The sequence below is a fragment of the Vibrio sp. 10N.286.49.C3 genome, assembly GCF_041469545.1.
GTDB lineage: Bacteria > Pseudomonadota > Gammaproteobacteria > Enterobacterales > Vibrionaceae > Vibrio > Vibrio tasmaniensis_A.
This window is the reverse complement of record NZ_JBFRKT010000024.1, coordinates 22,992-46,436: the sequence shown is the minus strand read 5'-3', so window position 1 is coordinate 46,436 and position 23,445 is coordinate 22,992. Positions and strand designations below refer to the sequence as shown.

28 protein-coding genes and 1 pseudogene are annotated in these 23,445 nt (G+C 43.7%); 14 read left to right on the top strand and 15 right to left on the bottom strand.

Features of this window, described 5'->3' with window-relative positions:
* Nucleotides 1-132: 132 nt before the first annotated feature.
* Together AB4180_RS11525 and AB4180_RS11520 are read left to right on the top strand one after the other, a co-directional pair.
* Nucleotides 133-345: pseudogene (locus AB4180_RS11525) on the top strand (alpha/beta fold hydrolase); the annotation flags it as partial.
* A 572-nt stretch (nucleotides 346-917) separates the two neighbouring features.
* On the top strand, nucleotides 918-1,844 hold the full coding sequence (locus tag AB4180_RS11520) for a hypothetical protein (RefSeq protein ID WP_102249810.1): 927 nt from the start codon (nucleotides 918-920) through the stop codon (nucleotides 1,842-1,844).
* 114 nt (nucleotides 1,845-1,958) lie between these two features.
* Here the strand turns inward: AB4180_RS11520 and AB4180_RS11515 are convergent, their stop codons facing one another.
* Complete coding sequence (locus tag AB4180_RS11515; protein ID WP_102249811.1) at nucleotides 1,959-3,467, bottom strand: DUF3360 domain-containing protein; 1,509 nt, start codon at nucleotides 3,465-3,467, stop codon at nucleotides 1,959-1,961.
* Nucleotides 3,468-3,879: 412 nt separating this feature from the next.
* Here AB4180_RS11515 and AB4180_RS11510 point away from each other — a divergent pair, with 412 nt between their 5' ends.
* The 3 genes from AB4180_RS11510 to AB4180_RS11500 all read left to right on the top strand — a co-directional run bounded on the left by AB4180_RS11510 (nucleotide 3,880) and on the right by AB4180_RS11500 (nucleotide 6,024).
* Nucleotides 3,880-4,434 (top strand): hypothetical protein, encoded by a 555-nt coding sequence (locus AB4180_RS11510; protein WP_009846993.1) that lies wholly within the window; start codon nucleotides 3,880-3,882, stop codon nucleotides 4,432-4,434.
* Between the two features lie 333 nt (nucleotides 4,435-4,767).
* Entirely contained in the window at nucleotides 4,768-5,640 is an 873-nt protein-coding gene (locus AB4180_RS11505; protein ID WP_102249812.1) for a patatin-like phospholipase family protein, read from the top strand.
* 15 nt (nucleotides 5,641-5,655) lie between these two features.
* Nucleotides 5,656-6,024: a hypothetical protein gene (locus tag AB4180_RS11500; protein ID WP_102249813.1), complete on the top strand. Its 369-nt coding sequence runs from the start codon at nucleotides 5,656-5,658 to the stop codon at nucleotides 6,022-6,024.
* Between the two features lie 88 nt (nucleotides 6,025-6,112).
* Here AB4180_RS11500 and folM read toward each other — a convergent pair whose 3' ends face one another.
* The 4 genes from folM to folK all read right to left on the bottom strand — a co-directional run bounded on the left by folM (nucleotide 6,113) and on the right by folK (nucleotide 8,477).
* Nucleotides 6,113-6,829: a dihydromonapterin reductase gene (folM, locus tag AB4180_RS11495; protein WP_102249814.1), complete on the bottom strand. Its 717-nt coding sequence runs from the start codon at nucleotides 6,827-6,829 to the stop codon at nucleotides 6,113-6,115.
* Entirely contained in the window at nucleotides 6,826-7,464 is a 639-nt protein-coding gene (folE, locus tag AB4180_RS11490) for a GTP cyclohydrolase I FolE (protein ID WP_017099742.1), read from the bottom strand. Before folE ends, folM begins: the two co-directional genes overlap by 4 nt.
* Before the next feature lie 10 nt (nucleotides 7,465-7,474).
* Nucleotides 7,475-7,852, bottom strand: coding sequence for a dihydroneopterin triphosphate 2'-epimerase (gene folX, locus AB4180_RS11485; protein WP_102249815.1), 378 nt, complete (start codon nucleotides 7,850-7,852; stop codon nucleotides 7,475-7,477).
* 127 nt (nucleotides 7,853-7,979) lie between these two features.
* Nucleotides 7,980-8,477, bottom strand: a complete 498-nt coding sequence (gene folK / locus AB4180_RS11480; RefSeq protein ID WP_102249816.1) for a 2-amino-4-hydroxy-6-hydroxymethyldihydropteridine diphosphokinase — start codon at nucleotides 8,475-8,477, stop codon at nucleotides 7,980-7,982.
* A 169-nt stretch (nucleotides 8,478-8,646) separates the two neighbouring features.
* Here folK and AB4180_RS11475 point away from each other — a divergent pair, with 169 nt between their 5' ends.
* Nucleotides 8,647-8,985: a hypothetical protein gene (locus tag AB4180_RS11475; RefSeq protein WP_009846986.1), complete on the top strand. Its 339-nt coding sequence runs from the start codon at nucleotides 8,647-8,649 to the stop codon at nucleotides 8,983-8,985.
* A 183-nt stretch (nucleotides 8,986-9,168) separates the two neighbouring features.
* Here AB4180_RS11475 and AB4180_RS11470 read toward each other — a convergent pair whose 3' ends face one another.
* The gene (locus AB4180_RS11470; protein WP_012604167.1) at nucleotides 9,169-10,176 is read right to left on the bottom strand and encodes a tetratricopeptide repeat protein; all 1,008 of its coding nucleotides are present in this window, start codon (nucleotides 10,174-10,176) and stop codon (nucleotides 9,169-9,171) included.
* 285 nt (nucleotides 10,177-10,461) lie between these two features.
* On the bottom strand, nucleotides 10,462-10,917 hold the full coding sequence (locus AB4180_RS11465; protein ID WP_012604166.1) for an Lrp/AsnC family transcriptional regulator: 456 nt from the start codon (nucleotides 10,915-10,917) through the stop codon (nucleotides 10,462-10,464).
* A 142-nt stretch (nucleotides 10,918-11,059) separates the two neighbouring features.
* On the opposite strand from AB4180_RS11465, the gene AB4180_RS11460 reads away from it, so the two are divergent.
* Entirely contained in the window at nucleotides 11,060-12,871 is a 1,812-nt protein-coding gene (locus AB4180_RS11460; protein ID WP_102249817.1) for a PLP-dependent transferase, read from the top strand.
* Between the two features lie 149 nt (nucleotides 12,872-13,020).
* Here AB4180_RS11460 and AB4180_RS11455 read toward each other — a convergent pair whose 3' ends face one another.
* Nucleotides 13,021-13,524, bottom strand: a complete 504-nt coding sequence (locus tag AB4180_RS11455) for a YcxB family protein (RefSeq protein ID WP_017102707.1) — start codon at nucleotides 13,522-13,524, stop codon at nucleotides 13,021-13,023.
* A 280-nt stretch (nucleotides 13,525-13,804) separates the two neighbouring features.
* Here AB4180_RS11455 and AB4180_RS11450 point away from each other — a divergent pair, with 280 nt between their 5' ends.
* Nucleotides 13,805-14,251 (top strand): NifB/NifX family molybdenum-iron cluster-binding protein, encoded by a 447-nt coding sequence (locus tag AB4180_RS11450; RefSeq protein ID WP_017102708.1) that lies wholly within the window; start codon nucleotides 13,805-13,807, stop codon nucleotides 14,249-14,251.
* Nucleotides 14,248-14,445, top strand: a complete 198-nt coding sequence (nqrM, locus tag AB4180_RS11445) for a (Na+)-NQR maturation NqrM (RefSeq protein ID WP_009846971.1) — start codon at nucleotides 14,248-14,250, stop codon at nucleotides 14,443-14,445. The genes AB4180_RS11450 and nqrM overlap by 4 nt, the downstream gene beginning before the upstream one ends.
* Before the next feature lie 64 nt (nucleotides 14,446-14,509).
* Here nqrM and AB4180_RS11440 read toward each other — a convergent pair whose 3' ends face one another.
* Nucleotides 14,510-14,788 carry a DUF134 domain-containing protein gene (locus AB4180_RS11440; RefSeq protein ID WP_017096978.1) on the bottom strand — a complete coding sequence of 93 codons (279 nt, stop codon included), beginning with the start codon at nucleotides 14,786-14,788 and terminating at the stop codon, nucleotides 14,510-14,512.
* 44 nt (nucleotides 14,789-14,832) lie between these two features.
* Between AB4180_RS11440 and AB4180_RS11435 the strand changes: the two genes are divergently transcribed.
* Nucleotides 14,833-15,306 carry a PaaI family thioesterase gene (locus AB4180_RS11435; RefSeq protein ID WP_102249818.1) on the top strand — a complete coding sequence of 158 codons (474 nt, stop codon included), beginning with the start codon at nucleotides 14,833-14,835 and terminating at the stop codon, nucleotides 15,304-15,306.
* Here the strand turns inward: AB4180_RS11435 and AB4180_RS11430 are convergent.
* From AB4180_RS11430 to AB4180_RS11415, 4 genes are all read right to left on the bottom strand, one after another.
* Nucleotides 15,287-15,490, bottom strand: a complete 204-nt coding sequence (locus AB4180_RS11430; RefSeq protein WP_012604160.1) for a hypothetical protein — start codon at nucleotides 15,488-15,490, stop codon at nucleotides 15,287-15,289. The two genes, AB4180_RS11435 and AB4180_RS11430, sit on opposite strands and share 20 nt — an antisense overlap.
* Nucleotides 15,491-15,807: 317 nt before the next feature.
* The gene (locus AB4180_RS11425; RefSeq protein ID WP_009846967.1) at nucleotides 15,808-15,951 is read right to left on the bottom strand and encodes a hypothetical protein; all 144 of its coding nucleotides are present in this window, start codon (nucleotides 15,949-15,951) and stop codon (nucleotides 15,808-15,810) included.
* Nucleotides 15,952-15,977: 26 nt separating this feature from the next.
* Complete coding sequence (locus AB4180_RS11420; protein WP_102249819.1) at nucleotides 15,978-16,253, bottom strand: HU family DNA-binding protein; 276 nt, start codon at nucleotides 16,251-16,253, stop codon at nucleotides 15,978-15,980.
* Between the two features lie 393 nt (nucleotides 16,254-16,646).
* A complete protein-coding gene (locus AB4180_RS11415) occupies nucleotides 16,647-17,342 on the bottom strand; it encodes a VC0807 family protein (protein ID WP_017102710.1) in 696 nt (231 codons plus the stop codon).
* 435 nt (nucleotides 17,343-17,777) lie between these two features.
* Between AB4180_RS11415 and AB4180_RS11410 the strand changes: the two genes are divergently transcribed.
* Nucleotides 17,778-18,494: a DUF1826 domain-containing protein gene (locus tag AB4180_RS11410; RefSeq protein ID WP_029222871.1), complete on the top strand. Its 717-nt coding sequence runs from the start codon at nucleotides 17,778-17,780 to the stop codon at nucleotides 18,492-18,494.
* Nucleotides 18,495-18,580: 86 nt separating this feature from the next.
* Here AB4180_RS11410 and AB4180_RS11405 read toward each other — a convergent pair whose 3' ends face one another.
* Complete coding sequence (locus AB4180_RS11405; protein ID WP_017096976.1) at nucleotides 18,581-19,204, bottom strand: cytochrome b/b6 domain-containing protein; 624 nt, start codon at nucleotides 19,202-19,204, stop codon at nucleotides 18,581-18,583.
* A gap of 168 nt (nucleotides 19,205-19,372) precedes the next feature.
* Here AB4180_RS11405 and AB4180_RS11400 point away from each other — a divergent pair, with 168 nt between their 5' ends.
* The 3 genes from AB4180_RS11400 (at nucleotide 19,373) to AB4180_RS11390 (ending at nucleotide 22,469) form a co-directional block, all read left to right on the top strand.
* Nucleotides 19,373-19,888: a cytochrome c gene (locus AB4180_RS11400; protein ID WP_102249820.1), complete on the top strand. Its 516-nt coding sequence runs from the start codon at nucleotides 19,373-19,375 to the stop codon at nucleotides 19,886-19,888.
* Nucleotides 19,889-19,960: 72 nt separating this feature from the next.
* The gene (locus AB4180_RS11395; protein ID WP_017096974.1) at nucleotides 19,961-20,104 is read left to right on the top strand and encodes a hypothetical protein; all 144 of its coding nucleotides are present in this window, start codon (nucleotides 19,961-19,963) and stop codon (nucleotides 20,102-20,104) included.
* Between the two features lie 478 nt (nucleotides 20,105-20,582).
* A complete protein-coding gene (locus tag AB4180_RS11390; protein WP_102249821.1) occupies nucleotides 20,583-22,469 on the top strand; it encodes a methyl-accepting chemotaxis protein in 1,887 nt (628 codons plus the stop codon).
* A 106-nt stretch (nucleotides 22,470-22,575) separates the two neighbouring features.
* Here the strand turns inward: AB4180_RS11390 and AB4180_RS11385 are convergent, their stop codons facing one another.
* Nucleotides 22,576-22,977, bottom strand: a complete 402-nt coding sequence (locus tag AB4180_RS11385; protein ID WP_012604152.1) for an ACT domain-containing protein — start codon at nucleotides 22,975-22,977, stop codon at nucleotides 22,576-22,578.
* Nucleotides 22,978-23,445 lie beyond the last annotated feature (468 nt).

Here is a 23,445-nt window from a genome sequence, read left to right as displayed (position 1 = left end):
CCACACATATCGTGTAGGTGAGCGATTATGGGTCTATACGCAATGGTCCACAATTTCCGTAAAGTAAATTAGTTTTAGTTTCTACTTCAGTTGGAGCGATACAGAATGGATTAGAGTCAGTTCTTGTTTTGTGTGGTTGGCGAAGCCCACCGCGTGTATGAGAACGTGAATGTGCCAGTCATATTGGTGAACGTTCGCCTATGGCCAACGGATTCAGAAGCGAACAAAAAACACATTAAGGATTACAGCATTTACTACATTGAAGATTCAGGCCACTTCCCAATGCTAGAGCAACCACAGCAGTTCAACACAACGTTGATGAAAGCGGTTAAGTCAGTGAAGTAGGGCGCTTGCACGTTAGAATAGGCTGATAATCCCCTCCTAACCCCCCCTTGGTTTACATCTCCAATCTCTTGTTGGCAACGATAAAGGGGAGGAACTGAATACCGATCGTGACAAGTGCTGCTATATGTTCAGCGACAAAGAATGTTCTCCCCCTCATTCTTATATCTCAAGAGATCGGGTCACCCCATTCGAGGGGGAGCTAGAGGGGGGAGGCTTTGGTCTACTAGAACCATTCACACATTGTTGATGAAAGCGGTTAAGTCAGTGAAGTAGGGCGCTGTAGTTGTTAAATGATGGATGTAATCGTTGATAGATAAAACTAAGGCCTCGCGATTGCGGGGCTTTTTTTGTTCGTTGGAGGCTTTGCTAGATACATTCATTTCAATTTGTGAGTAATGTTCGCATCGTTCATTCTTTTATGGTCCTTAAACGACGGCCTCATAGTTATATAAATGCTCTACCAACCACCCCTAGATATGTAATTAGTGCCACTGTTATTGGTGAGGGCTGACCGAATCTAGTGGTGCTTTCTGCTGATAATCACTTTAACTATGTGTTTAGGACGTCCTGTTATGGCTAAGAAAATTATATTCATTCATGGTCGCGCTCAAAAGCCCGATAAAGATTCCCTTCAATCACTTTGGTATGAGGCTATAGAACATGGCTTGCAGCGAGATTGTGGATACTCAAGTTCATTACAAGCTTTTAAAGATGTCGATAAACGGTTTGTCTATTACGGTGAACTATCGAACACATTGTTAGAGAAACCAACGGAAGACCCTGCAAGTCGACAACAAGCGCTGTCTGAACTCAAAAAGTACAAGACAAGCCAGTTCAATAAAACAACGTATAACAAGGTGTCTAAAATTGGTTTTCTAAAAGAGGCGCTAGCAGATACCTTTTCATCGCTATTTGGAAAGCTGGGGGTGGCTGAGACACTTATAACGAAGGTCGCGCCGGATATGGCGCATTATTGGTATGAAGATACCTATTTTGGCAGCGATGTTAGGCATCGGCTAATGGTTGAACTGAAGGAAGCGCTTGATAATCAGGATGACGTGATGATTGTATCGCATAGCCTTGGGTCGATGATCAGTTATGACGTGTTATGGAAGCTGTCTCATTACGGAGAGTATAGACACGACTATGGAGCAGGCAAGAAGGTCAACTTATTGCTGACGCTCGGGTCACCGTTAGGCGATGAAAACGTAAAAGATAGGCTAAAGGGGAGCCGCTTGAAAGATGAGAAGAAGTACCCTTTAAACATTCAGCAATGGATAAACATATCGGCAGAAGATGATTTTATCTCTAATGACAGCAAAATTAGAAATGACTTTAAGGATATGCTCAAACTGGATCTGATACCCGGCGGAATGAAAGATATCCACCCAATCTATAACCTCAATATTCGCAACGGAGAAAGCAATCCGCACGCTTCCATCGGTTATCTCATCAACCCTAAATTCATCACGGTACTGGATGAATGGCTCTCTAGTTAATTTGGTTTACCATCGTAAATTGCTAGCTGCTTGTTCGTTGAAACTTAGACAAAACAAGGCCTCGCGATTGCGAGGCCTTTTTGTGTTCCGACTAAAACTAAATATTAATCGAGCTTAACGAAAACTTGGGATAATCGCTGGAATCCCCGGTAGAAGGCCAACCAACGCCATCACACCACTTAGCACAATAAACATAGTGCCAGGCAATACCCAACGGCTCATTTTACTCAGTTCACTACTACGTTCTTTACAACCGACTAAGCCTAAGTTATCCAACAGCATAGTGAGAGCCCAACCAAATGCAGGGTTAACGAGCGCTGAAGAAAATACAACAATCGCTGCCGATTGGGTGGTTTTTCCTTCACGCGTCATTTCCATGCCAGCTTCTAGCAATGGAACAAATACCCCAACAATGAGAGCGACACAAAGTACAGGCTGCCAGATAGCTAAATCCATCGGGTAGCCCCAAACTGCGGCGATGATACAGAACAGAGCTGTGAGCAAAGCGCCGGCAGGAATAGGGCGTTTAGCAATCGCCGCCGGTACGATATAAGTACCCCATGAAGACGTAAAGTTAGTACCACCGAGCAAAGAACCGAACGTTTGGCGGATTGAAGCCGTGGTCATGGTGTCGTCAATGTTCATGTGTACTTTCTCGGTACGTTCTGGATAGCTGATTTTTTGAAACACTTGATGGCCTAAGAAATCTGGAGACCACATAGCGACAGCCAAAATTGCAAACGGCAATACCACCATGAAGTGCTCAATCGTTGGTAGGCCTAACATCCAGCCTGTATCTTCTCCCCACCAATACATAGGGTTCATGTTAGGTAAGCCTGGCTCAGTGTGGAAAGCAAATGGGGCACCCATGGCAAATGCAATCGAACCGCCTAGCAAGCAGCTAAGAGGTACAGCTAGCCAACGCTTACGGAAGTGTTCCAATAGCGCGTACAAAATAATGGTGCAAAAGATCACGACAAACGCGATGTGGCTCATACCGATTCCTTCAGCCCAAGCGAATAGCTTTTTCACTTGAGAAGCGGTTCCAACAAAGCCAAGGTAGAGCAATAATCCGCCACATACGCCTTTACTGGTGAGGTTGGCCAACATACTGCCACCTTTACTGATGGCTAAGATTAGGCCAAAAGCGCCAATCAGCAATCCAAACGCCATAGGGTGTCCGCCTGCTGCAACCACAATCGGAATTAAAGGAATGAGTGGGCCGTGTGTACCTGCGAGGTTCGCGGTCGGCAACAGGAAGCCAGAGAAAATAATAATGAAAACAGAGGCGATGAGGAGTTCATAACGAACGTTTTCTAGAATGAAGTCTTCATTTAATCCGAGAGCCCCAGCAAAGGTGGCTGCAATAGCGCCCACCATAACCACTTTACCAATGGTCGCCGCCATCGCTGGGATGGCGTCTTCTATCTCAAATCGATAATCTTTAAACGGCAAATTTGGACGCCAGCGCTTAGGCGACATGATTTGCAATTCGTGTTCTAGATACTGTTCTCGGGAATCAAATTCCGATCTTGGTTTATGTTGTTGTTCATAGGTGAGTTCATCCTCATGGACTTGAGGCTTCTCTGTTTGTATATGTGCGGACTCTAAAGTAGTGCTCATTTTGATTCCTTTCGTTCACACTCTGAGGTGTGTTATTCCAACAAACGTTGTTGACTCACGGCATGAAGTGAAAACAATGTGTCAACTTATCATTAAAAATTCATTAACATTTAGTTGTTAGTACCTTATACCAAACCAAAAAAAACAAATAGACTCAGTCGGTTAGACATTAGTCGTAGAGTCGGACGACTAGTATTAGACCCTGTAGATAGTATGTGTCTGTTTATTTGTAGGCGAAGAGCTTTATTGGTAATAAATGAATATCTAACAAGAAATGCTTGGCGTTAAAGCATCAGATAGCATCCATCGATGAGTGGTTTCTGGGGTAACGTTTTTGGTTAAAAACTATTGATAATAATTCTCATTACGTTACCTTGTGGGCTCAAACACACTCATTGTTGCGGAGACCAACATGGAACACTCGGATATTACTCAACTGCTTATTCCAAAGAGCGATTGGGCATCGCCTGATCTCTTTCTCTATGAAGGGGAAGACAAACTTCATCTGAGCTTAGAAGGCGCAATTCAATACAGTGGATTGAACAGCATTGGTGGCGTGGTTCTGGGCTTTAGGATGATCCAACATGCGGTGCAACTCGCGGCGGGTGAGCAGTCTTTGCAACGTGATGGCATCAGTGTTTATACCGCGTTCCCTGGACGTGGTGCTCAAGATGCTTTTGAGTACACATGCCGCGCACTGCGTGATAGGCGCTATTGCTGTGATACCACATTGCATCACCCTGCAGCGCAAACCGGACAACGTGGTCAGTTCTTGTTTACGCTTCGCTTGAATGAACAGTCTATGGTGATGACGCCAGCAGACGGGCTTCCAAGAAAAAGCTATTTTGAGGCCGACAGACACGCACAAGAAGGTCGAGAGGCAGCATTGAGATGGCGTGATGAGAAGATTAACTTCGCCAATACGCTCTTGAGCTTGTCGCCAGAAGAGTGCTTACGCGTGTTGTAATTCTTTGTTCTCACTTACAGAATGAGCTCAAAAACACAATGAACAACAAGAGGTCGCTCGCTTTCAAGTGGGCGACTTTTTTGTATCAAGCGCTAACGGAAAGCAGATTCCTAGTCGCGCCTAGGCTTGCTGGAATGACTCACTTTTAGTTTAGTGCGGTAGTCTAAAGTCTATGAGTTTCAGCAATCAACTTAAGCTGCCCGATCTCAATCCGTGACACATTTAGGCGCGCAAGCGGTGCAGTTTTCAAAGCATTACACAGCTTACGGTTAAACTAAGTGATATGATTTTGCTGAAAGAACTAAAAAGCTAATGAATTAAAGGATGAGTACGATGGCAAAAACGATCTCGTTGGTACTTGGCAGTGGTGGCGCAAGAGGCTTGGTTCACGTTGGAATCATCCGTTGGTTAATTGAGCATGGCTATCAGATAAAATCCATCTCTGGTTGTTCAATTGGCGCACTTATCGGTGGTGTCTATGCGGCGGGTAAGTTGGATGAATTTGAAGAGTGGGTCACCAGTATCGACCAATCGGATATGGCGATGATGTTGGATTTTTCATGGCAATCGAGTGGTATCTTCAAAGGGGATAAGATCATCGACACACTGCGTGGACTGATCGGTGAGATTTCAATTGAAGATCTGCCTATCCCTTATACCGCAGTTGCCGCTAATGTCGCTGATGAAAAAGAGGTTTGGTTGCAATCAGGCTCTCTGTTTGATGCCATTCGCGCTTCTATCTCTTTGCCATTGTTCTTCACGCCTCATGTGATTAATGGCGAAGCGCTGATTGATGGCGGGGTACTCAATCCCGTACCGATTGCGCCTACCTTTGGTGATAAGACAGACTTTACTCTTGCTGTGAACTTAGGCGGCGAACCTGAAATTGTTCAACAGGAAGTGATACCGGTTTCCCTACCAACAAAAGAGAGCAACCTGCACGAAAAGGTTGTTCACTTTATCGATAATCTCGGTAGCAGTGTAAAAAGTAAAATGAGCTTTAACTTTGCAGCCTACGACATTGCCAACCAAGCGTTTGATGCGATGCAATCGACCATTGCTCGTCAAAAACTGGCCGCTTATCCTGCCGATATTACGCTTGAGATCCCTCGTAATGCCTGTGGCACCTTAGAGTTTGATCGTTCACAAGAGATGATAGATAGAGGCTACCATTTGGCGCAGGCTAAATTAGGCAACCGACTTTAATGTATTTGCAGCTGAATGAGAGTAATTATGGAAACTGAACTCAAACTATCTGAACTCAAAGAACTGGTCACAACAAAAGATGTCATCGTGCTCACCAGCATAGAAGAGCCAGCTGTATCTTGGCTGATAGAGTGCTATCAAGAGAACGCTGATATCCAAATTATCGAGAACGCACACCAGCTAGATACTGAAGCGATTTTGGCGCAATGTCGAAGTAGCCTGAGTGAAAGTAAAAAGGTAATACTTACCGCGCAGTTTCGCAGCCAACTGCCTATCATCAATCTCGCTTCACTGTGTAATGAGAAGCGCAAGTCATTGATCAATATTGAGTTGTTAGGCTGGGATGAAGAGACTCGTCTTCCTCAGTCTTATAGCAGTTTCTAGGTTATAAGAATTTCTAGCTTATAGCGGTTCCTAGTTAACCGCATTCGCTATATAGCAGCCGTTTTAGGTAGCAGACAATGTAAGCGCATTACTTCAAATGTCTGCCGCCATCTAGGTGTAAGGTTCTTCCTGTCATGTAGTAACTGGCCAACACAAACTTGATGCCATCTATTATTTCCTCAAAGCCTGCTTCTGTCGGAATCAGAGCTTTCTTCAGAGCTTTGGTTTTGTATGCCTCATCGTCATGTTCATTAAACTTGATCATGGCTGGAGAGAGGGTATTTACTTTGACCTTGGGAGCCAACATTGCTGAAAACGACAGCGTTAGGTTGTTGAGCGCAGCTTTACTGGCCGCGTAAGCTATGTGTTTTTTACTGCCTTTTTCCGCAACGTAATCACTGATGTGAATGATGTCCGAGGTTTTATCGCCAGACATCAATTGGTCTTTGAGTGTTAAATTGAACAGGTAAGGCACGGTAGCGTGAATCGTCATCATCTGGTACATGATTTGTGATGCATTGTCACTGGGCTTGTTTTTGTTCTCAGGCTTCCAGTCTGAAGCGTTGTGTATGACGGCTCGAAGTGTCTTATATTCTTGACCAACATAATCAAGAAAGCCCTCTAGGCTGCTTTGTTGATAAAAGTCTACTTGCTGCAAGTCGGCTCCACTGTCGCGCAACCGTTGCAGTTGAGGATAGTCGCTGCGGTAAGTGCCAACCACTTTGTATCCATCCGCTAAAAGTTGCTGCGCCAGTGCAAATCCGAGTCGCTTTCCCACGCCGGTTATTAATATCGTTTCACTCATCGTAAAAACTCAGCTCTGGTTTGTGGGTTAGTTTTGAAAATACCACCGAGAGCGGTCGTTGAGGTTTCAGAGTTTGCATCCATGACGCCTCTGGATTTAACGCAATAGTGCGTGGCTTTAATCGTCACGGCCACGTTTTCTGTTTCCACTAGAGTCTGTATCGCGACTAGGATTTGCTGAGTAAGGCGTTCTTGTACCTGAGGACGCTGAGCAAAGAATCGAACGATACGGTTGATTTTAGACAGTCCAAGAATCTTGTTTTCAGGTATATAAGCCACTTCCGCCAAACCATCGATGGTAATGAAGTGGTGTTCGCACGTAGATGTTAAGTCGATATCCGATACCTTAACCATTTCATCAACCGACATTTTATTTTCTATGACACTGATTTTCGGGAAGTTATCGTAATCGAGCCCTGAAAATATCTCATGTACGTACATCTTTGCGATGCGATGGGGTGTTTCAGCAAGGCTGTCATCGGTTAAATCCAGCCCAAGCGTACTGACAACTTCCGTCAAAAGTCCTTTGATGCGGTTGTACTTCTGGTTGGGATTCATTTCACTCGGTGTCATTGGAGTTTCAAGTCCTCTTGCGAGCAAAGCTTCTCTTACTTTTTCGGCTTCTGTATTCAGCATGACGCACTCCTTATGAAATATTGTCGTTGTCTGCTTCATAGCTCAGAGTGAGCGAAACAGAGTCAGCAAAACGTAGCGCATGAGGCTTGTCGATTCTCACTTGAGCGTATTTCACCCATGGATGATCGATACAGATGCCGAGTACGTCGCTGGTCAATTTTTCCAAAAGCAGGAACCTTCCGGATTCGACATGTTGAATGATCTTCTTGCAGATGTTTTTGTAGTTAAGCGCGTTGTCCACATCATCAGAGAGGCAAAGGTTATTAGCGGGGTAGTGGATTTCTGCGTTGATAACAATGTCTTGCTGCTTAGACTTTTCTTCCTCGTTGAAGCCGATGAAAGTTCTTAGTCTGAGGTTTGTAATAGTGATAATGGCGTTGTGATTCATAACAGTGTCCAATCCTTAGAAAGTGAAGTCAGTTACGTGCTTGTTTTAAGAAAAGATCAGTAAAGCTCAGGTGTTTAAGAGTTCAGTCGTTCATTTTGCAGCCGTTCTTTTTTCAGTCATGGAAAGGCTAAGTGAAACTGAGCTCGAAAGGGATGGGTTCGGTTTTCTGGCTCAATTGATCGAAGCTTTCCCAGAGCTGTTGAAACGAGATGTCTAGAGTGGGGTGGCGTTCTTGCGCGGCAACATCGACTAACGGCCTGAGTACAAAAGCGTACTCGGTGATTTCACCTCTGGGTAGCTCTACGCCATCGATAACGCCCACTTGATTACCATAAAGAAGAATGTCGATATCCATCGTGCGTGAAGCATAGGCTTTGGTCTGACGCTTGCGATCGTTCTCTGATTCGATTTGATGTAGAACCCGAACCAGTTCGGCGACAGGGAGGTTACATTCGAACCCAACGACAAGGTTTAGGAAGTTGTCCCCCTCGAAACCGACAGGCTCGCAATCGTAGAAATTAGAAATGTGCAGCGGCGCAAAGCGGTCATGCAATGCTTTGAGAGATTCTGTGACGTGATGTTCGCGGTTAATGTTGCTTCCGATGCTGAGGTAGACGTTGGCCATAGTTTTCCTTCCTTTTAAGGAGCCTATACGTCCAACTCGCGAGGAAGATCAGCTATGTATCCTCTCAGAGGTTGGAGGACAAAAGAAAATACGGTTCTGCCGCAAATCGCGTCTGATAGTGATAGAATCCCCGCATCAGAATTATCGAGAATCTAGGTATTTATAAACAATGTTTATCCATCACGTTAACGGCATCGACTGGCTGGTGATTACAGCTTTTGAAGAACTGAAAACTATGTTTATCGAAGATGCAGGTCCAATCCCATCTTACTTCTCGACCGCCAGTGAATTGAGCCTGATAGATCAAGCCAAGCGCAGCTATGGATTTTTACCTAAACTCCGCGGTGTGATCACCGATACCGGCACGTATCAAAGTGAAAATCTTGACGAAGATTTGAACCCACAGCTTGCGTGCATAGTGGAAGGGCGAGGTCGAGTGTTTATTTATCACGGCGACTACGTGGCTTTTGTCGATGACGAACAAACCTTCATTACCCGAATGGACTGAATATTATTCAGTGGGTTTGGAGCGGTTGATTAGTTAATTAGTTATAGATAAACGGCTCTGTAGATAAAACTAAGGCCTCGCGTGTGCGAGGCCTTAGTTTTGAGGCTGTTACAATAAACCGATCTCTAACGGGTAATTGGATAGAAGTGTTCTAGTCCATGACAATTAGAGTCGTTACTATCCTTACCAGATATCTTCGATTAAAGAGTCTTTAAGCTGCGCAGCTGCGGCAATGTTTTCTTTCGACATGTACTGTTTCACGTCGATTATCTCTTTCTCTGCATCCGAGTTTCCGTATTCCTGCGCGACTTCAAACCATGCTAGCGCTTTAACAAAATCGCTCCATGTACCGTGACCATTACGGTAGGCGTAACCAACGGAATATTGACCATAATCGTTGCCCTGCATTGCGGCGTGAGTGTAATACTCTAATGCTTTTTTTGCGTCTGTAGTTTTGAAACCACACGGTTTTTTGTATCGCGTAGAAGAGTAAATATCACCCATCTTCACATAAGAAAGTGTATGTTCATCTTCTTCAATGGCTTTGCTAAATAATTGCATCGCTTTAGAGCAACTCTTTTCAACGCCTTGTCCATTTAGGTAAGAAATACCCAAATTGTACATAGCACTTGCATCGCCTAAGTTAGCCGATTGCTCAAACCAATACGCAGATTTGGAGAAGTCTTGAGTGACGCCTTGACCTTCATCGTATGAAAATGCGAGTTGATACATAGCGTCAGAATACCCCGCTTTTGCAGAAGCTAGGTAATAATCGTTGCCTTTCTTTAGGTCGATAGGTGTACCTTCACCATCAAAATACATTACGCCTAATGAGTAGAGCACATAAGGGTCTTTGCTGGTTTCAGCTTTGTGGTACCAAGCCAGTGCTTTTTCGTATTGCTCTTCGTAGTAATAATTATCTGCCAAGGTAATCATCGCTTTTACCTCACCAGATTCCGCTACTTGATTCATGTACTCATATCCGCGTTGTAAGTTCTCTTCATACATTGAATCTTCAATTAAAAGGTTAGCAGCCTGCATTAGCAATTCGTTATCGCTAGACGTTTCTGCGTTCTTTAAAAGTGCGAGTTCTTCGCCTTCAAAAGCTTCTATCTCAAGATCGTATGCAAAAGTGCTAGCGGATAGCAGCAGCGACAGTGACGTTAAAAAAGTACAACTTTGTTTTATCATTTAAGCCATTTCTTATATTAGTAATGTTTCACATGAATATAACAAAACAGCTTTGAAAATAAAGGAAATTTCGGGATATCGAAAACCGAATTCACGACAATGAGACCTAGGGCATCTCAATATACTGGAAGCAACCAAGGCTGGTTAATAAACGTTGACCCAAGCGATTAACTCAATGGCTTAGGCGCGGAAATTAGGTGGCACTGAGTCAGTAGCAATGGACAGAGCTCTATATGTGCCGATAATGATCTAGAGGTCTTTAAACCCAAGTTATCGTGACACTCATTACCTGACTGGCAGCTTGGTCTTTGTTTTTACCTGACCGAAGGCGAAGCTGGATTCAATCGAAGCAATATTGGGCAGGCGGGTTAATTGCTTGCGGATAAACTGCTCGTAGCTTTTTAGCGACTCGCTGACTACATGCAATAGGTAGTCGTGATTGCCCGTCATTAGAAAGCACTCTAACACTTCATCAATCACTTCGATGTGCTGTTCAAAGTCTCGCATGTTCTCTTCTGTCGGCTTTTCAAGTTTCACCAACACGAACACATTAACGGGTAGGCCACACGCTTCTTGGTCAACACTGGCGTGATAGCCGCGAATAATCCCTTGTTTCTCTAATGCTCGAACTCGGCGTAAGCAAGGAGAGGGCGACAGTGCTACTCGGTCGGCCAACTCTTGATTAGTCAGCCGAGCGTTGCTTTGTAGTTCAGCCAGTATTTTCTTATCGATCTCATCCATTGGCATATTCCATCAATATTGAATTTAGTTTGGCAATATTATTGCTCAAAGTGTATGTCTTACTTCGTAAATAGCAATTTTTAGCATCTGCACAAAACTAAAATTAAAGGAGGAACAACCAGCATGGAATGACTTAGGAACTATGAATACTTCAACTCAACTTAGCCCGCTGCGTAAAACTACCAAACACGAACAAGCAGAAGCCCTTGCCATTGAGCAAGCCAAGCATTTTGGTATCGACCCAAACAGTGATTACGGCGTCACGCTTATCGAACTGGCGACGACACTGTACAAAGCCAATACCAAGACACACGATCTTTGGGCATTGACGGTTGATGGCCTTTCAGAGCTCGATAAGAGCGACCGAATCGCTTGGTTTAACGCCAAACGTTTTTTGTCATTCCAGATCGCTAAGATCCTCGACAATCTGCAAAACCCAATGCGCGCCACTTACCAGTCTATTGCCACCAATAATGGTAATTTTGCATCCAAAGGTGCGTATCCTATCTTCGATAATGTCGCTGCTATTTTCTCTGCGAGCCCTGTGATTACACGTACCGCGACCTATTTGTTTGCGTGTACAGAATGGATTGAAGATGCGTTTAATGGTAAGGAGCCGCTGCACGATATTTACTCTCGACTGCTTAACCCAACATCGATTTCACTGGCTAACCACATGGTTGATATTGAGGCAGGCTCTAGAGCCAATGAGTACCTCGCATGGAACTTTAACTCGGGGATGGCCGCTATTGATGGGTTGTTGAGCCATCTACTTGGGTATGAAGACATTGTCTTAGCTTCACGCAATATCTACGGCGGTTCTTACCAACTGTTGGAAGATTGGTTTGGCAAGCCTTCGAACCTGAATGTCGCGGTAGAGTGGGTGGATGGTTACTCCGGGGATGAGTTTGCGACGCGACTTGATGAGGTTGCCGATAAATACGCGGATCGAATCGCTGCGGGTAAGAAAATCTACGTCTACCTAGAGTCACCGTGTAACCCGCATGGATACGTGTTAGATGTTGCTAGTATCAGTAAAGCAGGTCACTCTCGTGGTTGGGACGTGATTGTTGACTCGACAGTGGGCACGCCTTTATTACACCCAGTACTGAAACGTGATGATGTGATGGAAAGACCCGATTATGTTATTCACTCTTACACCAAAGAACTGGCGGGTTCTGGCACCACAACTGCTGGGGTCGTGATTGGCCGTAACGAGACCATGTTTATTCCAAAAGGAGAGGAGGTCACTTTCACCAAACCTAACGGCGATGCGGCCACCATTCCATGGAACGAAACGCTGTTTTGGAATGTGTACTACATTAAGGGCGCATTCCTAGACGCAGACAAAGCGTTTGAAGTGCTTAATGGCATGAAAACGTATGAGATGCGAGTGGTGCAAAAAACGATTAATACCCTGGCTCTGGCGAAGATCTTTGATGCTCACCCAGACATCAATGTGTCGTGTCCAGCTTTGCCAGACAGCGATAACTATGAACACTGCCAGAACAACATGTACTTGGGTTTACCAGCGGCGCTTTTCACAATCGATATGGAAGGTAACGGCGACCGTGCACCAATCAATCGAGATGGGTTTAAACAGTTCTTCGACATGCTTGAGCCAGCAATCGGCATGCAAGTGAGCTTAGGGCAAACCAACACCGTGGCCTTGTGCCCAGCACTGACCACGCACTCAGAGCTCAGCGATGAAGCGTTAAATGAAGCAGGCATCAAGCCAACCACAATGCGTATCTCTATCGGCTTGGAAGATCCGCGAATGTTCATCGCTCACATTATCGAGGCCGCTAAATTGTCGATTGACCGCAAACACGCAGACTTCTCATCGAGTTTCCCGAGTGGTGAGAGTATCGATGAAATCTATATGCAAACCTATATGGATGTACACCAGAGGTTTGTGAAGAGTTTACCGAAGTTTGAGCAACTTACTCAGTAAGCTGAGTTATTAAGGAAAGGTGACAATCACTTATTTGGTATACGGTGGCCACTGTTGTAGTCCAGTCATGACACTTAGGGTGATGTAAAAATGCCTGCTAAGTCAGCAGGCATTTATAGATGCTAATTTGCATATAAAGCATAGAAAGCTTAGGAATCTTTGGATGTTTTAGATGCTTCGTGTTGTTCGACCATGAATACAATGGCTTGATCGCTTAAACAAGATTTACTCACATATTGGCGCTGCTTTCCAATATGAAGGATAAAGCCGAGATCGGTCTGTTCAAGTTGGTCGATGTCACGCCAAGCGATAGTATTGGTGGCTTTACGGTTTTTATAACTCACACCATCAGTATCCCCTGAAAAGACCACTTTGCTGCCAGCACCTGAGCTGATTTTTTGTCGCCATAACCACCAGGTTCTCTTGCAATATACACTGAACGCTTCAATCACACTCAAAACGATAAAAAACCAGCCTACGTAGCCACTAGGTAACAGTTCAAACTCCAATAGAACCCAACCAAAAATAAGAAACAAAAATGCCTTTAAATAGGCTTTTGGAAACTGAGTCGGAAGGCTAGTTTGATCATAACACTCTGCGAAAAACGTTTTGTCGAGGGTGTATTCTGTGGTGAAACCGGGATCTTTAGGCATGTGTGGCTACTTTGTAGTTCTTTGTTGAGGCGCATTATATCGCTTCACGCTGGTTTGTCTTAGCGGTTTCAATCCTCTTTTGTAAATCAATAATACTGAATGCGCTTGTTCATGCCAGAGTCAGTGGTTATTTCAATTGGTGTTAAATGATGTTGTTGAGGATTTACTTCTTAACTTAAGTATCCATTCTGTAAATCTTATTTCTCATACGATAGTTATTGGCATATGCCAGTAATGGGGCGTATTCTGAATTCCTGATCATCAATAACAGGAAGTTACCATGTTATACGCAATACCTTGTCGCGACCTTCATGTCGGCAACCATTTTGCTCGTTCCCCACAGATCGCGATTGTCGATGAGCAACAACAAATAAAGCATCTTATTCCTTTGGTTGATTCAGACAGCCCGTGCAATAAGAAGAAGCAATGGATGTCCGTCGTTAAATCTTATGATGTGAAAGCTGTTGTGGTTCGTCACATCGGGAAGAAAATGCTGTCGCACTTGTTCAATCATGATGTTCGCGTTTTTACATCTAAAGGAAAAGCCGAAGTTACCACTCTGGATTTTAGCAATCTACAAGAAGTAACCGACCTCGATTATGGTCGCGAGTCGCGCAATAGCGGGTGTAGCAATAAAACGTGCGGCGAGAAAGGGCACAAAAAACAAGCTTCGATTTTAATGGCACAGCCTAATCAGCTAGGCGCTATTCGAGGGTTCCGTAAATGACCTTTTTGTTGACGCTATTGGGGTTTGTCGGAGTCGTTACACTGATGGCGATAGGCGTGATTTTTTCGCGCAAGCCAATCAAAGGCAGTTGTGGAGGACTCGCACAGTTAGACATTGAGCGCGAATGCAATTGCAAGGATGTGTGTGAAGGGCAAAGCCGAAAGTTGTATCAGATTACTGAGCCATCAAGCTAAGTATCAAGTTAAGTATCAAGAGTTCTCGCTCGCTGAGTTAAATAACTTCTGGCTAACACGTGAATTAACTGCCTTGAATCACCAACGCATGGCCGTTGACGATGCACTTGGCGACTTTGGTACGTGCTCGCTTAATGATGTTGCCGAACGTTTGGCGAGACACCTGCATCTGCTCGGCGGCTTCAAGCTGGCTCAATCCTTCTTGATCAGCCAAGCGTAAGGCTTCTAACTCTTCTAATAGCAATTCTTCTTTATGAAGCTCGTCCATAGGAACGCCATTAGGCTTAAAGCATGAGTAAGCCGCACGGGTACATAATTGACGATGTTTTTTTGGTCGAGCCATATCAATCTCTAGGAATCTAAGGGTACACAGGAATAAGGGTAAGTATGAAGGTTTTCATTCCTCACAACCATCGGCGTTGCCAAGTGTGCAGCCAAGGTTTTTTCGCAGACAGTCCCATTTGTTTTGAAGCTATTGGCGAAGGTGAGACTTTGGCTCAGTACGAAACGCTAGCTAAGCATGAAAATTTAGCTAAGTATGAAGCTATAGCCAAGATTGTACCAACAGATAAAGCTGAGGGCTACGACGGTATTATGCAGGGGGGTATTGTTACTGCGTTACACGACAGCGCGATGTTGTATTGCTTGTTCCATAACAATATCAATGCGATGACGGTGAGTTTAACTTCTCGCTTTCACCATCCAATCGCCATTGGTCAGGAACTCGAAATTCGCGCTCAATGGGTGAAAAGCAGACGTAATCTTTATTTCCTCGAAAGCCAAATTACGCAGTGCGGGAAGTTATGTTCGTCGGCAAAGAGTCAGTTCATGTCAGCACCGCCTAGATTTGATCTGAACTAGAAGCTTTGTTCTTTTTGAAGTATTTGAACGCTGTCCAGACGGCATAAGCCGAAACACCTACGATCAACGCTGAGCGAAGTAGAATAGGTGCATCATGCTCAAGTTGACTAACATGCGGCACAATACTAGCGAACAATCGACTGGTAAAAAGCAGCCCCATTACTAACATAACAATTTTATTCATGTGACCTGCCGTTCAATAGGGTACGTTGCACAGAAACAATTATGGGGTGGGCTACACGGCCAAAAAACTATTCTGCTCGAAATAAAATCATGCGCTTCTCAAGCATGGTCGTCAACGCGATATCAGCTTAAAGCCAGTAAGCTAAAGTTTCGTTTTTGAAAGCGAGGGGGATTAAAAGTGAAGAGGGGATTGAAAGGGGGAAGAAGAGTGATCCGCTAGGGCTTGTTCTTCAAACTAAAATGCCACCGCAAATCTGCAGTGGCATTTGAATGACAACAAACCATCATGTAAATCTTTAATTACAGCTCGAATACAAACTAAAGCTCTAACAGTTTGGCTAATTCACGCTCTTCGAGAAGCTCTTCAATGCGTTGACGAGCCTTAGGCCCTTCAGCTTGTGCTTTGGTTGACTTGCCGGCTTTTTTACTGCGGCTCGTTTTTGTTTTTTCCTTAGTTGTCATCGGTAACCTTCCTTGTATTTTCTATCTTACAGGTTGCATGTCTCTTTTAGTGCTTTACCTGCTTTAAATGCTGGTGTTTTTGACGCTGAGATTTGAATCTCTTCTCCAGTTCTTGGATTGCGACCAGTGCGAGCAGCGCGGTTATTCACTTTAAAGCTACCAAATCCAAGGATAGATACATCGTCGCCATTAGCAAGCGTAGTCGAGATGCCTTCAACGAGTGCATTGAGTGCTGTGCCTGCTTGCTCTTTTGAGATGTCAGCAGAAGTTGCGATGTGTTCAACTAATTGAGATTTGTTCATGTTTTAAATTCCTTGTCGAGTTCGTCTGGCGTTTGGTTTTTGCAAACTATTGGTTAAATATGACCAATATGAACTGAAGTTATGTCATTGCTAGGATTGAACTTTGTAAAGTAACAAACGAAGTTGATTATAAAAACATATCACGCCTCATTCAATGCAAATCATTGACTATTACTTGTTTTCGGCCAGTTATGGACAGTGAGTCATGAAAATGAACATCGTTTTGTTTAAATTAATTCATGATATCAATTGAAAGTTAATATTTTGCTGTATGTAGAACAGACAAAAAAGCCCAGCGTGTGTGCTGGGCTCATGCTTTTTTGAAGCGATCTGTTTTTTTAAAGCAATCGAGTATTTGAAGCGGTTTTGTACTCGGAGCTAACGCAACGAAAATTATTTAGTAATAAAGATCTGTTCCGTTTCTAGCGAAGTCATCGAGCGAACTTGGCGCCAAATGTAGTAGAAGATACCTAACATCATCAACATACTTGGTATAGCGATGGCCGGGTAGCTGTAAAGTGTCAACTTACCCAATTCTTCATTAAAAGCTGCAGTACCTGCTGGGCTAGTCACAATCCAAGTCGCTAGAAAGTAGTTCATCGCAGAAGAAAACGCGAAGGTACTAGCGAATAGGTAGTTTGACTTCATTAGGCAACGATTAAACTCTGCTTGGTTACCAAACTGTCTTAAACGCTCTTCGATTAGAGATATGTTTAACAGTGCTGGCGTAAAGATAACTTTTTGGATAAACGGGTAGCGAGTGAAGGTTGAGCCAAGAACCGCTAAACCAATTAGGCCGGGTATTAATGCTTCTTTTAATGCTAACCAACGAGTGTCGAGCTCGAAGAAGCCAATACCGCCGGTTAATAGTACGCTGACAAAGCCAAGTGCCGCGATGAAGTTAAACTTCTTGTTGCGGACTAACTCCATACCACCGTAAGCAATAGGGAAGGCAAGCGCGACAAGTAGTGCTAAGCCAGTTCCTAGGTGCTCCTCTCCACTGAACTTCATTAAGATGAATGAAGGAAGAAAGACGTTAAATACGACTTCGAAAAGAGGACTCGATTTTTTGTTTTCTGTGCTGCTCATAATTTCTAAATACATTATGTTATGGATTTATTCTCAGGGATTGTTGTTTACCTCGCTCAAGATGTAAAGCCTTAAGACGTCATGCTGTGTAACGACATGTGACATCAACGACATCTCTGAACTTATAGAACGCGTAATTCAACACTTTCGTGTCTGAGCTCTCGATTAACTTGGGGCTTATGGTGTGAAAGCAGTTGCTTGCTGAGTCAATTTATATGAACGCCATAGCTAAGCTTTCGCGTTTTTCTGCAGTGATCCACATTCATCAAGTTACCTAAGGCTGCAAACGCATATCCATATAATTGGAAACATGTACGGCAAGTTGCTTGTGATATTTTAGTTATGTTATAACATAACTAAAATATCACTCTTACTGAGAATAACGTTCGTATCGGTAAGAGGAAAACATCAAGCATGTATCAAGGAGATGACGTAATGGATGCCGTGTTAACGAAACCTGTGACAACCAATAATAACCAGCCACCTAACATTGGTTCTGCTGCGAGTATCAAGGAGCAGGCGAATCATGATCCATGCTTTAGCGCTTCTGAGCAGCCAACAGTGCTAGCAGACATCTATCGAAGCGATGTCAATATTGCGATTTGGCAGCGTACATTCGATGAAGATTTAACAATGGCAATCAGTGAATTTATCGCCTTGAATCCAAACTTCAGTAAATCTATGAGCCTGTCTCCAGACAACGCCTATGAGAAATTGGAGTTTGCTACCGACGAAACCGCATCTAAAGCACTACTAGAAAACATGGTAGAGCTGGTGGATATGTTCTGTTGTTTGTTTGATCTTGAAGAAGTAGGGCTCCGTTTAGCGGTTCTGAATAAAGCGATGTGTCCACGCTTCCATGTTGACCAAGTCCCTTGCCGTTTAGTGACTACCTATCATGGTGTTGCCACTCAATGGCTGCCAAACGACTTGGTCGACCGTACGAAGCTAGGAAGAGGGAGTAACGGAAAGCCAGATTCAGAGTCAGGCTTGTACAGTCATGAGTCGGATATCGAGCAACTTTCGAGTGGTGATGTGGCATTGCTTAAAGGGGAGCGATGGAGTGGCAACGAAAACGCGGGTCTGGTGCATTGCTCACCCGTAACTTCATTTAACGAGACGCGATTGTTGCTGACGTTAGATTTTGGTTAGTCGCGCTCTATTCGCGAGACGATTTTTAGAAGTCGCCGGCTTACCCCTTTTGTACATCCGGTTTTATACTCGTCAAACCTATTAATTTACGCCAACACTGTCAGCATAATGATGAGCAGCGCCGCTAAAGCTAGTACGCCTAACGCACGCCATTGAGAAACAAACGCAACACTGCCATTAAGTTCGATTTTTCTTTGGAAGCCAGTGACCATTGCCCAAGTTAATGGTTTTGAGCGTAATTTATAGAACAAAACGGCAAGGACGTGTACCGCAATCAGAGTTGGAAGTACTTTTATCATAGTGAGGTGAATGTTTTCTAATAATGAAAATACGGAGTCATTCAACCAGATATTTGCATAGGGTAAGTGATCAAGAAGCCCTGCTAAGGCTAAACCAGAAACACACTGAATAGTTAAAGCTGATAACAGTGTAACAACCATCCAACCGCCAGCAGGATTATGGCCTGGCTTTTCTTTTTCTTTTCCTAATAAATAACGAACTACTGATTTAGGTGATCGTAAAAACTGTCTGAACCGGCTCGTTTCGCTACCCACCCAACCCCAGACCAATCGCCAAACGATTAATGTCATAAGTGCTAGCCCAAGTTGAACGTGGGGTCCATTACCTGAAATGCCCGATGCCATTAACCCCATGAAAAGCGCCGCTTGCGTCCAATGGTATAGGCGAGTTGATAGATCCCAAATCTTCATAGTTTCACTCTCTCTTTTGTTTATTTAATCTCTGTTCGCTTTACAGTAATTTACACAGCAATAGTTGTAATTGCAACTATTGCTGTGTAAATTGATTTTATCAAGGAAACACAGGCATCAAAGAAACACAGACATCAGAGAAAAACGGAACATCGAAACGAATCATCGATGTCTGTATCGAAACCAGACAACAAAAGCTATATGAATCGAGGAGAGATCAATATGAACAAGAGAATGATGCACAAGAGATTGGTGAGCCTACTGTGTACTACAACCGTTTTACTTAGCACCCACGCTTTGGCATCACAAGATCATTCGAGCCAAATTGAACAGCGCCAATACGCATTTACACAAGTTGAAACCTTGATTGAGCAAGCCAAAGACTCATTAGATGGCAACGATACGAGTTGGCAGGTATTAGAAGAAACGAGTTTAGAGTTAACAGCTCATAGCGAATTGTTATTGACGTCATTTCCGGTGGGCAGCCAAGAGGGAAGTAAAGCTAAAGAGAGTGTGTGGAGTGAGCCTGAAAAATTCCAACGACTACTAAGTCAAATGAATCAAGGGTTCCAAGAACTCTATCAAGGTAGCCAACAAGGTAATGTATCACTGGTGGAATCAGGGTTAGAAGCAGCGCAGGCGACTTGTAAAAGCTGCCATCGTTCATATCGCTCACGTTGGTAATAACATTCAGTCCGCTCAACTAACTAACCCCATTTAACCAGTTAAAATTATTTAGCCAAAAAGGAACAAAATATGAAAATGAGTGTGTTTATAACACTAGCCGTTTCAATCATGTTTTCTGCTTTCACAAACGCAGCAGACTATGCCGTTGCTCTAGGCTACGCTGATGTGAATGTTCAACATTTGGGCTACAAACTTTCTGTGACGAACAACTAGTAGTCGTTGGTTGTTGAGTTAGTATTGGGTAAGTGAAAATACAATAACTGACAAAACTAATAGTTAGTAAAGTAATTAAAGCGATTATTAACTAACCCCAACTTCGGTGAAATCTAAGTAATCGAATATAAGTGTTGATCTGATAGAAATAAGAATGCCGTTAGGTTTAAATGACGAGAAATAAAGGGCTGAACGTTATGTGTTGGGTCCTTTTCTATTTTTTCGTCTAGATAACAACGCTATGTTGAGCGTATTTAACTTAATTACCCTCCAACAGGCTGTTCGGTATGATTTCTCATACAATCAATAATTTACTTGGTGAATGTCTCGCTATGCGTGCCCCTACTCACATATATTGCTGATATTAAGCTTGGATGGTTTATTAATTTATTTTAAAGCGTAAAATAAATGGTGCTTGCAAACTGTGTTGGTGACAAATTTGTCACCGCGGTTTTTACTTCTAAATTATAGGTTTCCTATGTTCAAGAAACTCTCGCTTAAAAATAAGCTGGCGATCTCTGCCAGCATGGCCATTATCCTGGGGGGGATTTTGGTCGAAGTATTGTCTTTTCGTGCTTCATTACAACGGTTGGATATTGAAGTTGAACAGCGCTTAGAAGGTGCATCAGCTTCTTATAATCAATATGTATCGGATTGGATCTTATCCAAAGAACGTGCGCTTACTTCACTTTCGAAGGAGTCAACACAAGAAAGCTTGGTCACTCACCTGAAGCAGGTTCGTGATTCAGGGGCGTTTGATAATGTGTTCTTAGCGTTCCCTGATGGCTCGCAAAAAAATGCGAATGGCGTAGTGTTGCCACCGGGCAATGATGATCCACGCGTATGGGGTTGGTACACCAATGCGGTTGCGAACCCAAGTAAGGTGTTCATGGATAACCCAACGGTTGCTGCGGCAACTGGGGCGAACGTTGTGTCGTTGGGTACTGCAATGCAACTGCATGGTCAGCAGGTCGTTTTGGGGGCCGATGTAGAAATTACCGACATTCTAAACAGCCTTGAAAAAGTGATTCTTCCAGGTGAAGGCTACATGTTTATCGCGACCAACAAAGGCACGGTTTACACGCACGCTGATACAAAGTTGCTGAACGAGAACATTAGCTCGCTAGGGCTAGATTTTGCTGATGTACAGAAGGCACTGACTAGCGGTAAAGACACGGCTATCGAGTTAAATGGCAGCGACTATGTTCTGTACGCACGTGCGATTGATGGTACAAGCCTGATTACTATCAGTGTTGTTAATCATGACTCTTTGGTTGCACCGTTATTTGATGCGGTGATCGGTCAAGTGTTGGTGACACTGTTGGTTGTGATTGTATGTACCATATTGTTTAACCTGCTGTGTACTATTCTGTTCCGTCCGTTGAACCATGTGTCTCAAGCACTGGCGCAGATCGCTAATGGTAGTGGTGATTTAACTCAGCGTATTCATGTTGAGAACCAAGATGAAGTAGGAGAACTAGCACAGAACTTCAACACTTTTGTAGGAAGTTTACAGCAGTTGATTGGTCATATTCGTGGGCAATCAGAGCAGCTTAACAGCCAGTCAGAGAAAAGTACTCAGCGAGCGAATCGTTCGGTGGATGAGCTTAATCATCAACAGCAAGAGATCACCATGGTGGCGACGGCTGTAACGGAAATGGCGAGTGCAACGCAAGAGATTGCATCGCATGCTGAGCAAACAGCAAAAGCGGCACAAGACTCTGCGACAAGCACTAATAGCGGTCACGCCCTGGTTGTCGATACCAAAGGTTCTATCAATAACCTTGCCAATGAAGTGAATGAAGCAGGTAATGTGATCAGTGAGCTAAACAAGCATGCTCAAGAGATTTCGACGGTACTTGCTACGATTCAAGGTATTGCAGAGCAAACTAACTTGCTTGCTTTGAATGCTGCGATTGAAGCGGCGCGTGCTGGTGAACAAGGTCGTGGTTTTGCTGTAGTTGCAGATGAAGTACGTGTGCTTTCTCAACGAACTCACTCTTCAACAGAAGAGATAAAGTCAACGATTGATGTTTTACAACGCACAACGGCTCAAGCGGTTGATCTTATGGAGAGCAGCTCGAAACTGGCAATACATTCCGTCGAAGATGCCGACCGAGCTTCACATGCGCTAGAAGAGATCAACACAGCGGTGGCTTTGATTAGTGATATGGCGACTCAAATTGCTACCGCAGCAGAAGAGCAAACGCACGTGACGGGTGAAATTACTCAGAACATTACGACCATTAAAGATGTTACGGACCACTTAGTTGTGGGCGCACAGGACAGCTTAACTGAGTCGAACGAACTTAAGAGCCAAGCCGCTGGTTTAAGTGACAAAGTGGCGACTTTTAAGCTTGCTTAACTGTGTCACTCACTGATGCCTGATCAGTGAGTGATTGTTAAGCAATAAGTCAAAGCGACGTAGATTACGTCGCTTTTTTTGTATTTGTGAGTAATCAAATTATTTATTAATCAGTTTCTGAAAACTCTTTCAGCGCACTCATTGCAGCTTCTGCTTTCTCTTTCTGAACGAAGATATGGTCATGGTAATAACCAGCAATTACGTTGGCGCTAATGCCGTATGAACCTAGCTTGGTGGCAAAAGCCGCTGTTAATCCAACTGCTTCAAGACTCGAGTGGACCGATAAAGTGATCAGGCTAAATACACCGTCGAAGTCTAACTGAGCTTTGGTCGCAACGCCTTCTTCAAGAACCAGTGTTAAACTTTCCTTTTCACGAAAGGTCGCGATTGGTTCGAGTTGAACATAATCTCCCAATCCCCCGTCTACAGTACAAAAAACATAATCACCTTCAATGAGCTCTGGTGACATGGACTTTAGCAGAATGTCTAAATCGGTAATGGCGGTCATCGTCTTTTTCCCTGCGTAATCGCGTTTGTTTATGGTGTTGTATCATGCAGCCAAGATAGAATTTAGTTCTGCATAAGTAAAATTAATAATACTTATTCCACATCAGTATCGTTAATGTCGAGATTCCTTCCATCTTGATGGCATCGAACAAGTGCTGAGTGGTGAGATGGAGTGGCACTAAGTTCATTATCTCGGTTGTGTTTTAGAACAGCCTGGAGATTGTGTGTTACATTTAAGTTGATACACAACTGGAGATATCGATGATCTGGCTTTCAGTGAAAGTACTACAGATTGGACTTGTCTATGGATACAGGAAGTATCAAAAAACGAAAAGAGCTCCTATGTAGGGGCTCTTTTTTTAGATGGCCTTGTTCTTATTAAAGTGAGACTTTCTTTTGGAACGAACAGTGTTGAAAGAAATGTTGTATTTGTCCGGTTTAATAGCCAGTACCTAAACTGATTCTGAAA

What these genes read in the sequence shown, in the direction of transcription:
- AB4180_RS11520 (WP_102249810.1), top strand. Translation starts at nt 918, where the DNA reads ATGGCTAAGAAAATTATATTCATTCATGGTCGCGCTCAAAAGCCCGAT.
- AB4180_RS11515 (WP_102249811.1), bottom strand. Translation starts at nt 3,467, where the DNA reads ATGAGCACTACTTTAGAGTCCGCACATATACAAACAGAGAAGCCTCAA.
- AB4180_RS11510 (WP_009846993.1), top strand. Translation starts at nt 3,880, where the DNA reads ATGGAACACTCGGATATTACTCAACTGCTTATTCCAAAGAGCGATTGG.
- AB4180_RS11505 (WP_102249812.1), top strand. Translation starts at nt 4,768, where the DNA reads ATGGCAAAAACGATCTCGTTGGTACTTGGCAGTGGTGGCGCAAGAGGC.
- AB4180_RS11500 (WP_102249813.1), top strand. Translation starts at nt 5,656, where the DNA reads ATGAGAGTAATTATGGAAACTGAACTCAAACTATCTGAACTCAAAGAA.
- folM (WP_102249814.1), bottom strand. Translation starts at nt 6,829, where the DNA reads ATGAGTGAAACGATATTAATAACCGGCGTGGGAAAGCGACTCGGATTT.
- folE (WP_017099742.1), bottom strand. Translation starts at nt 7,464, where the DNA reads ATGCTGAATACAGAAGCCGAAAAAGTAAGAGAAGCTTTGCTCGCAAGA.
- folX (WP_102249815.1), bottom strand. Translation starts at nt 7,852, where the DNA reads ATGAATCACAACGCCATTATCACTATTACAAACCTCAGACTAAGAACT.
- folK (WP_102249816.1), bottom strand. Translation starts at nt 8,477, where the DNA reads ATGGCCAACGTCTACCTCAGCATCGGAAGCAACATTAACCGCGAACAT.
- AB4180_RS11475 (WP_009846986.1), top strand. Translation starts at nt 8,647, where the DNA reads ATGTTTATCCATCACGTTAACGGCATCGACTGGCTGGTGATTACAGCT.
- AB4180_RS11470 (WP_012604167.1), bottom strand. Translation starts at nt 10,176, where the DNA reads ATGATAAAACAAAGTTGTACTTTTTTAACGTCACTGTCGCTGCTGCTA.
- AB4180_RS11465 (WP_012604166.1), bottom strand. Translation starts at nt 10,917, where the DNA reads ATGGATGAGATCGATAAGAAAATACTGGCTGAACTACAAAGCAACGCT.
- AB4180_RS11460 (WP_102249817.1), top strand. Translation starts at nt 11,060, where the DNA reads ATGAATACTTCAACTCAACTTAGCCCGCTGCGTAAAACTACCAAACAC.
- AB4180_RS11455 (WP_017102707.1), bottom strand. Translation starts at nt 13,524, where the DNA reads ATGCCTAAAGATCCCGGTTTCACCACAGAATACACCCTCGACAAAACG.
- AB4180_RS11450 (WP_017102708.1), top strand. Translation starts at nt 13,805, where the DNA reads ATGTTATACGCAATACCTTGTCGCGACCTTCATGTCGGCAACCATTTT.
- nqrM (WP_009846971.1), top strand. Translation starts at nt 14,248, where the DNA reads ATGACCTTTTTGTTGACGCTATTGGGGTTTGTCGGAGTCGTTACACTG.
- AB4180_RS11440 (WP_017096978.1), bottom strand. Translation starts at nt 14,788, where the DNA reads ATGGCTCGACCAAAAAAACATCGTCAATTATGTACCCGTGCGGCTTAC.
- AB4180_RS11435 (WP_102249818.1), top strand. Translation starts at nt 14,833, where the DNA reads ATGAAGGTTTTCATTCCTCACAACCATCGGCGTTGCCAAGTGTGCAGC.
- AB4180_RS11430 (WP_012604160.1), bottom strand. Translation starts at nt 15,490, where the DNA reads ATGAATAAAATTGTTATGTTAGTAATGGGGCTGCTTTTTACCAGTCGA.
- AB4180_RS11425 (WP_009846967.1), bottom strand. Translation starts at nt 15,951, where the DNA reads ATGACAACTAAGGAAAAAACAAAAACGAGCCGCAGTAAAAAAGCCGGC.
- AB4180_RS11420 (WP_102249819.1), bottom strand. Translation starts at nt 16,253, where the DNA reads ATGAACAAATCTCAATTAGTTGAACACATCGCAACTTCTGCTGACATC.
- AB4180_RS11415 (WP_017102710.1), bottom strand. Translation starts at nt 17,342, where the DNA reads ATGAGCAGCACAGAAAACAAAAAATCGAGTCCTCTTTTCGAAGTCGTA.
- AB4180_RS11410 (WP_029222871.1), top strand. Translation starts at nt 17,778, where the DNA reads ATGGATGCCGTGTTAACGAAACCTGTGACAACCAATAATAACCAGCCA.
- AB4180_RS11405 (WP_017096976.1), bottom strand. Translation starts at nt 19,204, where the DNA reads ATGAAGATTTGGGATCTATCAACTCGCCTATACCATTGGACGCAAGCG.
- AB4180_RS11400 (WP_102249820.1), top strand. Translation starts at nt 19,373, where the DNA reads ATGTCTGTATCGAAACCAGACAACAAAAGCTATATGAATCGAGGAGAG.
- AB4180_RS11395 (WP_017096974.1), top strand. Translation starts at nt 19,961, where the DNA reads ATGAAAATGAGTGTGTTTATAACACTAGCCGTTTCAATCATGTTTTCT.
- AB4180_RS11390 (WP_102249821.1), top strand. Translation starts at nt 20,583, where the DNA reads ATGTTCAAGAAACTCTCGCTTAAAAATAAGCTGGCGATCTCTGCCAGC.
- AB4180_RS11385 (WP_012604152.1), bottom strand. Translation starts at nt 22,977, where the DNA reads ATGACCGCCATTACCGATTTAGACATTCTGCTAAAGTCCATGTCACCA.